Annotated in this window: 6 protein-coding genes, 5 pseudogenes and 1 riboswitch; of the genes and pseudogenes, 1 reads left to right on the forward strand and 10 read right to left on the reverse strand. The window is 40.7% G+C overall.

All coding sequences use genetic code 11. The features are described 5' to 3' along the window. Positions 1-52 precede the first annotated feature (52 nt). Positions 53-1,258, forward strand: coding sequence for a redoxin domain-containing protein (locus NYZ99_RS14625; RefSeq protein ID WP_260571945.1), 1,206 nt, complete (start codon positions 53-55; stop codon positions 1,256-1,258). 21 nt (positions 1,259-1,279) lie between these two features. On the opposite strand, the gene NYZ99_RS14630 is transcribed toward NYZ99_RS14625, so the two are convergent. The 10 genes and pseudogenes from NYZ99_RS14630 to NYZ99_RS14675 all read right to left on the reverse strand — a co-directional run bounded on the left by NYZ99_RS14630 (position 1,280) and on the right by NYZ99_RS14675 (position 13,672). Further along, positions 1,280-1,780: a hypothetical protein gene (locus NYZ99_RS14630; protein WP_260571947.1), complete on the reverse strand. Its 501-nt coding sequence runs from the start codon at positions 1,778-1,780 to the stop codon at positions 1,280-1,282. 84 nt (positions 1,781-1,864) lie between these two features. Continuing rightward, complete coding sequence (locus NYZ99_RS14635) at positions 1,865-2,329, reverse strand: hypothetical protein (RefSeq protein ID WP_260571950.1); 465 nt, start codon at positions 2,327-2,329, stop codon at positions 1,865-1,867. A 175-nt stretch (positions 2,330-2,504) separates the two neighbouring features. Continuing rightward, a pseudogene (locus NYZ99_RS14640) lies at positions 2,505-3,242 on the reverse strand (head GIN domain-containing protein). A gap of 114 nt (positions 3,243-3,356) precedes the next feature. Continuing rightward, a pseudogene (locus NYZ99_RS14645) lies at positions 3,357-4,453 on the reverse strand (acyloxyacyl hydrolase). 91 nt (positions 4,454-4,544) lie between these two features. Continuing rightward, positions 4,545-5,498 carry a methylenetetrahydrofolate reductase [NAD(P)H] gene (gene metF / locus NYZ99_RS14650; RefSeq protein ID WP_260571953.1) on the reverse strand — a complete coding sequence of 318 codons (954 nt, stop codon included), beginning with the start codon at positions 5,496-5,498 and terminating at the stop codon, positions 4,545-4,547. 56 nt (positions 5,499-5,554) lie between these two features. Beyond that, a pseudogene (gene metH / locus NYZ99_RS14655) lies at positions 5,555-8,250 on the reverse strand (methionine synthase). Beyond that, positions 8,251-9,200 (reverse strand): annotated as a pseudogene (locus tag NYZ99_RS14660) (homocysteine S-methyltransferase family protein). A gap of 239 nt (positions 9,201-9,439) precedes the next feature. Then, a riboswitch (SAM riboswitch) is annotated at positions 9,440-9,565 on the reverse strand. A 141-nt stretch (positions 9,566-9,706) separates the two neighbouring features. After that, positions 9,707-10,768, reverse strand: a complete 1,062-nt coding sequence (locus NYZ99_RS14665; RefSeq protein WP_260571956.1) for an NAD(P)/FAD-dependent oxidoreductase — start codon at positions 10,766-10,768, stop codon at positions 9,707-9,709. Next, a complete protein-coding gene (cobA, locus tag NYZ99_RS14670; protein WP_260571957.1) occupies positions 10,765-11,577 on the reverse strand; it encodes a uroporphyrinogen-III C-methyltransferase in 813 nt (270 codons plus the stop codon). Before cobA ends, NYZ99_RS14665 begins: the two co-directional genes overlap by 4 nt. Positions 11,578-11,582: 5 nt before the next feature. After that, a pseudogene (locus NYZ99_RS14675) lies at positions 11,583-13,672 on the reverse strand (HEPN domain-containing protein). Between the last annotated feature and the right edge of the window lie 54 nt (positions 13,673-13,726).

The following is a 13,726-nucleotide window of genomic DNA, read 5'->3' on the forward strand; positions in this document are numbered from 1 at the left end:
ACAGATAATTACTTTCAATTTTATATAACTTAATACTCACAATCAATACATTATGAAAGGTGTTTTTAAAATCTGGATGCTATTTGTATTACTGTTACTAGGTTGCAAAGAACAGGTCAAGGAGAAATCAGAATCAATATCTACAGACGAGATTGCCATGGAGGCGAAACCTTTTTTTACGCCCAATCCACAGGCAGTACCCGAACAAACAATCAAAACTTTAGAACCGGGTGAAAAAGCACCGGATTTTAATCTTCCGGGAACAGACGGTAGATTTTATACATTAAACGATTTTAAAGAGGCAAAAGCCTTGGTTATCATTTTCACATGCAACCACTGTCCAACCGCTCAAGCATACGAAGACCGGATTATACAATTGACTAATGACTATAAGGAGAAGGACGTTTCTGTTGTTGCCATTTCCCCCAATTCTATTCGAGGCTTGTTATTGAATGAGTTAGGATATAGTGACTTGGGGGATTCTTTTGATGATATGATAGTTCGCAGCAAGGACAAAAACTATAATTTTCCTTATTTATATGATGGAGATACTCATGAAGTATCAATAAAATATGGGCCTGTAGCGACTCCTCACGCATTCGTTTTTGATGAAAATCGAATTTTAACGTATACAGGAAGACTGGATACATCGGAGAAACCGGGAACGGCAAATGCAGAAGACCTTAGAGCTGCAATTGACGCCACATTACACAATGAACATATTGAAAATGCGAGCACAAAGACTTTTGGTTGCTCCGTCAAATGGGCATGGAAAGATGAGTATGCCACCAAGATCAATAAGGAATGGAAAGAAAAGAAGGTTACCTTGGAAGATATAAGTGAAGAAGGAATTAAAACCTTATTCAAAAATGATTCCAATAAACTTAGGCTAATAAATCTTTGGGCAACTTGGTGTGGCCCCTGTGTACAAGAATATCCATCATTTGTGGATATGCATAGGATGTATCAGGGTCGTGACTTTGAATTTATTTCCATTAGTGCTGATAATATGTCTTCCAAAGAAAAAGCTCCGGCCTTTTTGCAAAAAGAAGCATCCGCCCTTACTAATTATATTTATTCCGGAGGTGACAAATATGCCATGATCGAGGCCGTGAATCCGGAATGGAACGGGGCGCTACCGTACACCGCATTGGTAGAGCCGGGCGGAAAAATTGCTTACCGCGTTATGGGGCCCATTGAGCCATTTGAGTTACGAAAGATAATCGTTGAACATGAAATGATTGGTCGCTACTATTAAGGAAAATGTAGGAAGTTAAACCTATCCTAATATTAATACCTTAAACTTCAATAGTTTTAAAATTTCAAGGCCGAGACCGACACCATTGCTATTGCTTGTTGGAACCAATTTAAAAGTAGATTCATTGTCGAACTGTTTATTATATGCGAGTATGGCCTTTTTGCCATTTTCATTGGCGGAATGTATAAAAATCAATCCAATTGTTGCAAATCCAAGCGTAACACCTAAAGGAGCTAAGGTTTCATTTGGGTTATCAGTATTTAAGGTAGAAGCTAACCAAAAAGCTCCGACACCTTCTCCCAGCAAAGAAAGGTATCCTAAAGTGGAATAGGTATTAGACTTTTTCCAATACGCATTGATTTCTTCATTTTTAGCCAACAGTGCCTTAAGTTCTTTTTTTGTGATTCTGTCATCATCTTGATAATATTCCATACTCCAAAAACCAGGGAATACAGTTATTTCTTGTGCATTTGTGTTAAGAAAGAAAAGAAATGTTAGGGCAAAAAATAAAATAGTTTTCATTCGAAATTATTTGTATTTAAGACCTCAAGATCGATAAAACGAATGAATCTACGTAAGATTTTACTGATTTTTAGATGAAATATTTTAAAATTTCAAGGCCAAACCAACACCCCTGTCGGCAGGTACCAATCTATAGGTCGTTTTACCCAAACTATCATTGAATTCCAAGATGGCATTTTTCTTATTCTTATTGGCCAAACAGTAGAAAATGGAACCCACTAACGCCGTACTGGCGAACCCGATGATAGGAGCCGTCGTTTCCTTATCATTGTTATCATTGACCAAATACCAAATACCAAAACCCAAGTTAGCTGTAGCGGCCGCAAAGGTGACCCCATATTGCTTCTTGGCCTTTGACCAATGCACTTCCGAGGCGGGATTGGAATCCATGGCCATTCCAAATCCCTTCCAAGTCATCTTGTCCTTATCTTGATAGAACTCATCACCCCACATACCTTGAAAAACGGTTATCTCTTGTGCTAGGGAATCCTGAAATGCAAACAATAAAGCGAAGGCAATAGTAAACTGAAATATTTTCGTTGTTTTCATAACTTTTTTGTTTAAAATTAAATAATAAATATTAAACAAAAAGAAATCATCCATGCTTTAACATGCCTTTAATACACATGAATGGATCCTGAATGAATAAAAACTTTGGTGTTGTTAATTTTTGAAAATCAGCCTTCCATTAAAAATTTCCTCGACATCTACATTTGTAGGACGATTAAATGATATTACATCTCCGTAACCTCTGATTACACCGAGATATGGACTCCTGCGGATTCACTAAGATATCGTTGCTCCCTCGGTGATTAAGGGATACGCTTTCGGCTACCAATTCCTCCGCCTCCACCCTGGAATCTCCGGCAGCAACGGTCACATTTAAGTTTTGTGTGTTTCCACTTAATTTAAAATAGGCTATTCCATTTACGACGATACTCAAACTTCCGGTATTGAGATTGAGGTCAAATTCCCCGTCCGTGGTTTCTGTTTACGGAACCACAAAACTCTCCGAAAATAAAGTAAGGTTTGGATATGACAACACGCCATCACTCTTTATAGCCAAACCAGTGCTACTTCTTATCTCATTAATATTGGGAGAGGTTACGTATACCGTGGTTTGACCGTAATCCCTAAGAAAATTACAGCCATTTTCATTTCGTAAAATGAGTCGGTCGCCTTCTACAGTGATGGAGATCTCTTCTTTTAAATTTTCCCCGGTTTCGACCTCCACTTTTTGGGCATTCCCTTGTTTTAGAACCAGGGCTACTTTTTCAAAAACGGTTATTTCGTTAAATGCTGGAACTTCAACTTCCTCTCTTACCATGTCACCCGCTGTCTGCAAACAATCCGGGGCATTTTCGGAATTACAGGATATCATTGCCCCACAAATTAAGAACCCTACAAAATACCGGAGTGCCAATGCACCAAGCCTATTTTTTGAATATTGAAAATTGACCATAATGGGTATTTTTTGTCCGGTCGAGCGCAGTCGAGACCTGTTCAATAAAAATGTTCTTTTTCAAAGACCTCTCGACTGCGCTCGAGGGGACTTAATTTCCTACAGAGGAATTCTTTACAACCGAATACCAACACCAAATTCAACGGCTTCCGCGGCAGCGCCATGGGACTTTAATGTGATTGCCCCAAACCACTGCTTCCCAAAATATCGTTTTAGCCCCACTCTATTATACATCCGTCCCTCAAAATCGAACGGATAATATACATAATAGCCCAACTGCGTGATTACCGACATTTTATTAATAAAGAGTTCATGCCCTAGAAAAATTCCAACTCTTTTATAATCATCATCTGCTTGTACCTCCATTTCGGAAACGAAGTAGCCTGAAAACGAATCAGTTCCTTTAAAAAATTGGAAAAGAAAACATCTCCTCCCAACTGTATGGCACTTTTCCTACCCAATCTTTTATCGGCATATCCCGAAAAAATAAAAAATCCATATTGACCGGAACCAATAACATCGCTTTCATTTAGTCCGCCTCTCACTATCAAATTGTATCGAATTGGCTCCGTTACTTTTTCTCGATTGGAAGTATGGACATAAGTTAATTCCTTGCCTCCATCCAAATCATAGGTCAGTCCCAAATTGAAGGCAAAGGTATTGGTGGACGTGTTGGGGGCCCTAAAATTCCCATTGGAATAATGAATTAAAGAAATCCCCCCCTTAATACCAAGCCCGGATATAAGGTTCTCCTTGTGATAATTGAGCATCAAGCAGGTAGAACTCAAAAAGTCCGATCCGTAGGCATTATTCCTAAAGTTCTCTTCCCGGTCATACGGGTTGGTAGTATAGGCAATTCCCTGCCCAATCCTAAATTGGATGTTTCTCTTGAAGAAATAAAAATTGTAATGTGCATAAAGTCCATAATTCTTACCTAAAGTAGTACTATTCATGTCCTGATAAATGAAGGAGGCCCCATAATCAGGATAGTTGTACAATTCCTCCCATTCTTGATAACCATAGGTTTTTCTGTTGTAACCTAAGATGAATCCCCCAGGATGATTCGTTATTAAATGCGAAATATCGGTATTATGCAACATTACCGAGCCATAAAACTGACTTAGGTCCAAGGTATGCTTTTTGACCTCCTTATTTTGGGAAAAGCACAAAGCTCCCAACAGGAAAAACAACAAAAAACATTTTTGCTTCATGGATGTCAAAGGTAGTCAGGAAATATGAGTTACTGAAGATGAAATGTGCGTACCATTCACTAAATGCCACAGCCCTATATTTATAAAGAAGCTAAAATACCTCTTTGGCTATCGCCTTAATATTATCCGATTTCCCCATAGAGTAGTAATGCAACACAGGCACCCCCGCCGCCTTTAGTTCCTTGGATTGTTGAATGGCCCATTCTACACCAACTTGGCGAACATCTTTATTGTTCTGACAATCTTCGACCGCATCGATTAAATCTTGTGGAATATCAATACGAAACACTTGAGGCAATAATTGCAAATGCCTTTTTACCGCGACCGGTTTTATTCCAGGGATAATGGGAACATGGATTCCTATGTTTTTAGCGGCCTCTACAAATTCAAAATATTTTTGATTATCAAAAAACATCTGTGTTACTACATAATCGGCGCCGGCATCCACTTTTTCTTTTAAACGTTTTAAATCGGTTTGTAATGAAGGAGCTTCCAAATGCTTTTCGGGATATCCAGCTACTCCGATACAGAAATCGGCATTGTCATCGGAATCAATGGTTTCATGTAAATATTGACCATGACTCAGGTTCCGTATTTGAGAGACCAACTCCTTGGCATAGCAATGACCACCTTCCGTTGGGATAAAATATCGTTCTTCTTTCATGGAGTCGCCCCTAAGTGCCATTACATTGTCAATGCCTAAATAATGGCAATCCACCAAAACATATTCTGTTTCTTCCTTAGTAAAACCTCCACACAACAAATGCGGAACCGTATCCACGTGATATTTATGTTGAATGGAAGAGCAGATACCTACAGTCCCAGGTCGCATACGCGTTACCTTTTTCTCCAAAAGTCCGCCCTTATCCAAATACACATATTCCTCCCTTGAGGTGGTCACATCAATAAAAGGAGGCTTAAACTCCATGAGCGGATCTATGTTGTCATAAAGCTCCTGAATGCTCTTTCCTTTAACAGGGGGTATCAATTCAAAAGAAAAAAGTGTTTTTCCGTTTGCCTTTTCTATATGCTCTGTTACTTTCATTCTATTTTGAAAACTATTTTAAATCTAATTTTTGATAATCCTTGAATGTCGGAAATTTACTCTTCTACAATATTAGGTGCCAACCATTTTGAAGCTTCCTGCATAGAAATACCCTTCCTGTTGGCAAAATCTGCCACCTAGTGCATCCTTAATTTTTCCAAGACCGAAATATCGTGCTTCAGGATTAGCAAAATAATACCCTGAAACCGACGCCGCCGGCCACATGGCCAAACTGTCCGTTAATTTCACGCCTATAGTATTCTCAACATTCAACAAATCCCAAATGGTAAGTTTTTCTAAATGATCCGGACAGGCCGGATATCCTGGTGCCGGGCGAATTCCTTTATACGATTCCTTGATCAATTCCTCGTTACTCAACTTTTCTCCTGTAGCATAACCCCAATAATTGGTGCGCACCGCCTTATGTAAATATTCGGCAAAAGCCTCTGCCAATCGATCGGCCAAGGCTTTGATCATGATCGAGCTATAATCGTCCAGGTTCTTCTCATACTCCGCAGCCAATTCAGCCGTTCCAAAACCTGCTGTAACACAAAAAGCTCCCATATAATCCTGTACCCCTGAGTCCTTTGGTGCAATAAAATCGGCCAAAGCATAGTCTGCCACTCCTTCCCTACGTTGCAGCTGCTGTCTCAGTGTTCTAAAGTGGAAGATCTCTCCATCCCCAGATCGCTTCACTTCAATATCATCTGTATTGACAGTGTTTGCCGGAAACAAACCGAAGACCGCTTTTGCCGTCAAGAGTTTATTCTCCAAAATCTCCTGTAACATTTTTTGGGCATCCGTGAACAAATCCGTCGCTTCTTTACCAACAATGGCATCCGTTAAAATATCGGGATACTTGCCGTGCAGTTCCCAACTTCTAAAAAAGGGAGTCCAATCAATATAAGGCACTAAAGTATCCAATTCTTGATTTTCAATGACTTGGAAACCAAGAACATTCGGTTTTTTTATATTGGATCTTTCCCAATCGATTTTAAATCGATTTTCACGGGCCTCTTCAATGGTTTTATATTCCTTTTTTACCGAGCGCTTTAAAAATTTATCCCTGAAATCATCATAGTCTTCCTTAATTCTTTTTTTATAGGCTGCCGATGTTTCCTTCTGCAATAAATCACCTACCACCGTAACCGCCCTTGAAGCATCGTTTACATGGACGACCGCCTCTTTGTATTGTGGATCTATTTTAACTGCTGTATGGGCCTTGCTTGTCGTTGCCCCTCCAATCAATAATGGGATATTAAAATTATTGCGTTGCATTTCTTTGGCGGATGAACCATCTCATCCAAAGAAGGAGTAATCAATCCGCTTAAACCAATAATATCCACGTTATGTGCTATGGCTTCTTGAATAATTTTCTCCGGAGGTACCATAACCCCCAAGTCGATAATCTCGTAGTTATTACACGCCAGTACCACACTAACGATATTTTTACCAATGTCGTGCACATCTCCTTTTACGGTAGCCATAAGAATTTTTCCGGCACCTTCCGAACTTTCCAATTCGGATTGGATAGTTTTTCCTCCTCAATAAAAGGTAATAGATAGGCAACAGCTTTTTTCATTACACGTGCCGACTTTACCACCTGTGGCAGGAACATTTTACCACTACCGAACAAATCCCCGACTACGTTCATTCCGGTCATCAAATGCCCTTCAATTACTTCAATGGGACGATTCGATGCTTTTACGGCCTCCTCAACATCTTCTTCAATATATTGATCGATGCCCTTTACCAAAGCCCTGGTGATCCGGTCTTGTAATGGTTCTTCTCGCCAAGAATTATCGACCTTACTTTCCTTTTCCTTCCCAACAAAGGATTCGGCGAATTCCAATAATCGCTCAGTGGCATCGTCACGTCTATTCAACATAACGTCCTCTACATGCTCCAAAAGATCCTTTGGAATATCATCATAGACTTCTAACATGGTCGGGTTTACAATACCCATATTCATGCCCGCTTTAATCGCATGATACAGGAAAACAGAATGCATGGCTTCCCTAACCGGATTATTCCCCCTAAAGGAAAAAGAGACATTACTGACCCCACCACTAACACTACAATATGGCAAGTTTTCCCGTACCCATTTCGTAGCGTTAATGAAATCAAGTGCGTTTAATTTGTGTTCGTCCATTCCCGTGGCTACAGGAAATATATTCAGGTCAAAAATGATATCCTCCGGAGGAAAACCTACTTTGTTAACAAGGATATCGTAGGAACGTTTGGCAATTTCAATACGTCTTTCGTAATTGTCCGCTTGCCCCACCTCATCAAAAGCCATCACGATAACAGCAGCGCCGTACCTTTTTATCAACTTGGCATGATGGATAAATTCCGTCTCTCCCTCTTTAAGACTGATGGAATTGACCACACATTTACCCTGAACCACTTGTAGACCAGCTTCTATAATCTCCCATTTGGAACTATCGATCATGATCGGTACCCTAGCAATATCCGGCTCGGCTATAACTAGATTTAAAAATTTGACCATGGCGGTTTTACCATCGATCAAACCATCATCCATATTGATGTCAATAATCTGGGCACCTCCCTCTACTTGTTCCCTTGCAACGTCCAAGGCTTCCTCAAATTTTTCTTCCTTCACCAATCGTAAGAACTTCTTGGAACCTGCTACATTGGTACGCTCCCCTACATTTATAAAATTACTTTCAGGGGTTACTACTAGGGGCTCAAGACCACTTAAACGTAAGTATCTAGTTTGCTTTTTTTCCATCTAGCTGTGCTCTACCATTAACGGCCTGGGTGCATAATTTTTGGCCAAATCCGCAATTGCTTTTATATGTGCCGGGGTGGTTCCACAACATCCTCCAATAATGTTTACCAATCCTTTTTCCAAATACTCCTTTATCTGTGAAGCCATCTGCTCGGGATTTTGATCATACTCCCCAAATGCATTCGGTAAACCTGCATTTGGATGGGCCGAAATCCCGAATTCACTTTTTTGCGAAAGCACCTCTAAATGCGGTGTTAAATCCTTGGCCCCCAAAGCACAATTGAATCCTACCGTTAAGAGAGGAATATGGGATACGGAAATTAAAAATGCCTCGGCTGTTTGCCCGGTCAGCGTTCTACCCGATGCATCAGTAATGGTTCCGCTAACCATTATGGGAACGTCGATATTACGTTCTTCCTTTACTTCTTCTATTGCGAACAAGGCCGCTTTACAGTTCAATGTATCGGTAATCGTTTCTATCAACAAAACATCTACCCCTCCATCCAAAAGCGCCTCTACTTGTTGTTTATAAGCTACCCTTAATTCGTCAAAGGATATCGCCCTAAAACCTGAATCATTAACATCCGGTGACATGCTGGCTGTCTTGTTCGTAGATCCCATACTACCAGCTACAAAACGTGGTTTTTCGGGTGTTTTCAACGTATATTCCTCGGCGACTTTTTTGGCTATTACTGCTGATTCATAATTAAAGTCATAGACAAAATCCTCCATCTCGTAATCCCCCATAGCAATGGTAGTACTGGAAAAAGTATTGGTCTCAATAATATCCGCTCCAGCCTCCAGGTATTTACGGTGCACCTCTGCCGAGCCTCCGGCTGTGTAAGGGCCAACATGTCGTTGTTCCCCTTCACGTCAATATGCCAGTCCTTAAATCGTTCTCCCCTAAAATCCGCTTCCGTAAACTTGAATTGCTGAAGCATGATTCCCATGGCACCGTCCAGCACCAAAATCCGCTTTTGAAGCGCTTCTTTTATATTATCCACATGTTTTGTTTAAGGTTAACCAACTGATATTTATCTTTCCTATTGTTGCGGTAATTAAATTACCTATAATAAATTCCTCGATGAGGGCTCATTTCTTTGAATATCAAAATAGTCCTGTTACCTAAAAAAGGTAATTTAAAAACATAAAAATAAATCAAGTAAGGAATTTAGGGTATTGGCCTTTGGGGTTATCTTTCCCGATGGGTATCGAGATAGAACGTAGCACCTTCTTAGCTCCTGATGAGCTCAGGGTAGACCAAGGGTTGCTAAGGCTTCAAAGGGTCTATTCCCTCCACCTTTCTTGATAACTTTCAACGTTTAAAAGAACTGGGACAAAGTAACGGCTCTGCCCGCTCAAAACCAAATATTCCATTTCTTTTTTAAGAACTACATAAAACAAAAAACCCTTCAAATATTTCTATTGAAGGGTTCCCATTTATTATTGTAAGTACCTAAGCAATACTTTGAACCACTTCTTTTTTGGCTTCTTTTTTCGAACCATCAAATCCTTCAACTCCCCCAACTGTTGTGTATTTCATCACATACCTTTTGCCTGGGTTGATGATTTGATAGGCATACTGACACATTACTGCGGCCTCATGAAAACCTGACAATATCAATTTCAACTTACCCTCATAGGTATTGACATCACCAATGGCGAAAACCCCAGGTAAATTGGTTTGATAGTCCTTGGCATTGTTTACCTTGATGGCGTTCTTCTCTATCTCCAATCCCCAATTTCCGATAGGTCCCAATTTGGGGGATAAACCGAATAAAGGAATAAAGTTATCCACCTCCAAATAGGTTTCACCTTTATCTGCATCGTTATGTTTGATTACCACGGCTTCCAACTTTTCATCGCCATACAATTTCTTAACCTCAGCTTCGGTGAACAATTTAATTTTGCCGAGTTTGGCCAATTCCGAAGCCTTTTCAACAGAGTCCAGCGCCCCTCTAAATTCATTTCTACGATGTACTAAGGACACCTCAGCAGCCACGTCGGCCAAGAAAATGGCCCAGTCCAATGCCGAGTCCCCTCCACCTGCAATGACCACTTTTTTACCACGATACACATCCGGGTCCTTTACCATAAACGCTACTCCCATATCCTCAAATTCCGCAATATTGGAAATAGGTGGTTTTCTTGGCTCAAAAGAGCCCAACCCACCAGCAATAACTACCACCGGAGCATGATGTTGGGTTCCTTTATTGGTAGTAACGATATAAGAACCATCTTCTTGCTTATCCAAGGTTTCGGCACGTTCGCCTAAAGTAAATCCAGCCTCAAACGGTTTTATCTGCTCCATGAGGTTATCCACCAACGTTCCCGCCAAAATCTCCGGAAAGGCCGGAATATCATAAATGGGTTTCTTTGGATAAATCTCCGAGCACTGTCCACCAGGCTGTGCCAAGGCATCGATAAGATGACATTTTAACTTTAGTAATCCCGCTTCGAATACGGTAAATAATCCTGTTGGTCCTGCACCAATGATTACAATATCTGTTTTTATCATACTTCCTGACTTAATTGCAATTGTTCTTCTACTATCTGATTCATTTTTGCCCTATGATGTACCACTTCACCAATAATGATGATGGCCGGGTTGGACAACTTATTATTTTCTACTACTTCTTCAATGTTCGAAATGGTTCCAATACCTATTTTCTCATTGCTCCTAGTTCCATTTTGGATAATGGCAATGGCGGTTTCCCCTTTTCCTTCCTTTTTAAAAAGCGAAACAATTTCCGCCAATTTGGACATCCCCATTAGAATGACCACGGTGGCACTACTTTTGGCCGCCAAGGCTACATCTTTGGATAGCTTGTGCTGTTTGGTAGTACCGGTGATTACCCAAAAACTTTCTGAAGCCCCTCGCTTAGTTACGGGAATATTTTGATAGGCCGGAACACTTAAACTCGATGAAATTCCAGGCACTACCTCTGTATCCAATCCAAATGCTACAGCATATTCCATTTCCTCCGCACCACGACCAAACACAAAAGGGTCACCACCTTTTAGTCGCACCACATGCCCATGGGATTTAGCCCTGGAAACAATCAATTCGTTGATCTGATCTTGCTGATACGAATAGCAGCCCTTACGTTTGCCTACAAAGATTTTCTCGGCCTTACTGGCATATGCCAATAATATATCATTTACCAATGCATCGTATAGAACGACATCGGCACTTTGTAACGCTTTGATAGCTTTCACAGTTATCAAGTCCGGGTCTCCAGGATCCGCACCAACCACAGTCAGCTTACCCTTGTACGTCAAAGGGTCTTTGAAGTTTAATATCTCTGATTGCTTAATCGTATCCATTTTCACTAAACTTCTGCCAATTCCTGTTTTCTAAATTCCTCGATGGATTCCAAGAAGATCTTTGCATTTTTTAGATAGGCTGCGGCAAATTCCTTCGTCGGCTCATTCTTGTTTATTTGCAGCACCATATTTTCAAAACCGCCATCCACTTTAATCCTTCCATCAACCACAAATTTCTCGTCAAAGTCCTTTATAATACTGGCATGGGTATTTACCTTGGTGTTCTCGGCGGTTAATAAGGCTTTTGCAGAATTCACCATGGACGCATAGGCATGGTAAATACTAGCAGCCCATTTTTCCTCTTCAAACTTCTCTTGCGCATTTTGAATTTTCTCCTCACTTTCAAAAAGTAGCGTAGCGATCAAGTCGATAACAACCCCAGCACATTCGCCTACACCTATGGCCTTCTCGTATTTTTCAGTATTTCCCCAATCGATAAAATCATCAGCCGTGAGATCATCCACGCTAGATAAATGGGTGAGGAAATCATAGAAATACATCTGACCCTTCTCGGCATAATAATTCGGAAAAGTCAATCCTTTACCATTGGCATCAAAATCATCCAAGATTAAACGTAAAGCTTCGGACCTCTTTTACTAGGGACTTTTACCACTTTGTCCGCAAAACGACCGTTCCCATTTCCATCATTGCCACCTCCCAATAGTACCTGCAGCGCAGGGGCCACTAGTTTATCCTTGGTTCGAACCGACATTCCTTGAAATCCAATATTGGCCATGTTATGCTGACCACAAGCGTTCATACATCCGCTAATTTTGATGACCACATCCGGGTTACTGATATATTGTGGATATTCTGTCTTTATGACACGTTCCAATTCTTCGGCAATTCCAGTACTACTGGCAATTCCTAAATTACAAGTATCCGTACCGGGACATGCCGTGATGTCCAATGCCTTATTATATCCTGCTTCAGCGAAGCCTAATTTTTTAAGTTCGGTATAAAAAAATGGTATAGCTTCCTCCTTTACATAGGGAATCAAGATATTTTGACGAAGGGACAGACGGATTTCGCCAGCGGCATACTTTTGGACCAAGTCGGCCAATAATCGAGCCTTGTCCGTATAAAAATCCCCTAGGAGAACCTTGATCCCTATAGCTACAAAGCCACCTTGTTTTTGTGGCACAAGGTTCGTTGATTTCCATTTGTCAAACGCCTCAGTATCTTCTATTTCCACAGCTGGAGCTACTTCTTCGGACAAGGTTATTTTTGGATAGGCCAATGCATCGATTGGAAATGTTTTGAACGGAATCGCCTTGCATTCCTCATCAATGAGTTTTCTAAAACCATCCAAGCCTACATCCTTCAACAAAAATTTCATTCCGGCCTTTGCCCTACTTTTTCGCTCCCCATATCGGTCAAACACACGAACAACCACTTCCATTAATGGAATTATTTTGTCTGTGGGCAAAAACTCATATAATACATCGGCGTGTCTTGGCTGGGAACCTAGTCCTCCGCCCAACATTACCTTGAATCCTTTCATTCCTTCCTTAACCTTGGCAATAAAACCAAGATCGTGCATATAGGAAAGTCCTGTATCCTCATCCGTAGCGGAAAAAGAAACCTTAAATTTTCTACCCATTTCTTGGCTTACAGGGTTTCTCAGGAAATATTGGAAAAGCGCATGGGCATAGGGAGAAACGTCAAAGGGCTCGTTAGGATCAATTCCGGCAGTTTCGCTAGCAGTTACATTCCTCACGGTATTTCCACAGGCTTCCCTCAATGTAATATCGTCCTTTTCCAGCTCTGCCCACAATTCCGGTGTCCTGTTTAGGTCCACGTAATGTATCTGTATATCCTGCCTTGTGGTGATATGAAGCCTGCCCCTGGAGTATTCATCCGATACATCACATATACGATGCAATTGTTTAGAAGTCACCTTTCCGTAGGGTAATTTTATCCGGATCATTTGCACCCCCTGTTGACGTTGCCCATAAACACCCCTAGCTAAACGTAGACTTCGGAATTTTTCCTCGTCCAACTTTCCACCGTGGAACTCATGGATTTTTCGCTCCAGTTCCAGGATGTCCTTTTCTACAATCGGATTTTCTATTTCTGTTCTAAAACTTTGCATGCTTCACTATTTTATATAAATGGTCATTTAAAAATATAAACCCTATAGATTTTA

This window comes from Maribacter litopenaei, from assembly GCF_025244665.1.
GTDB lineage: Bacteria > Bacteroidota > Bacteroidia > Flavobacteriales > Flavobacteriaceae > Maribacter > Maribacter litopenaei.

What these genes read in the sequence shown, in the direction of transcription:
- NYZ99_RS14625 (WP_260571945.1), top strand. Translation starts at nt 53, where the DNA reads ATGAAAGGTGTTTTTAAAATCTGGATGCTATTTGTATTACTGTTACTA.
- NYZ99_RS14630 (WP_260571947.1), bottom strand. Translation starts at nt 1,780, where the DNA reads ATGAAAACTATTTTATTTTTTGCCCTAACATTTCTTTTCTTTCTTAAC.
- NYZ99_RS14635 (WP_260571950.1), bottom strand. Translation starts at nt 2,329, where the DNA reads ATGAAAACAACGAAAATATTTCAGTTTACTATTGCCTTCGCTTTATTG.
- metF (WP_260571953.1), bottom strand. Translation starts at nt 5,498, where the DNA reads ATGAAAGTAACAGAGCATATAGAAAAGGCAAACGGAAAAACACTTTTT.
- NYZ99_RS14665 (WP_260571956.1), bottom strand. Translation starts at nt 10,768, where the DNA reads ATGATAAAAACAGATATTGTAATCATTGGTGCAGGACCAACAGGATTA.
- cobA (WP_260571957.1), bottom strand. Translation starts at nt 11,577, where the DNA reads ATGGATACGATTAAGCAATCAGAGATATTAAACTTCAAAGACCCTTTG.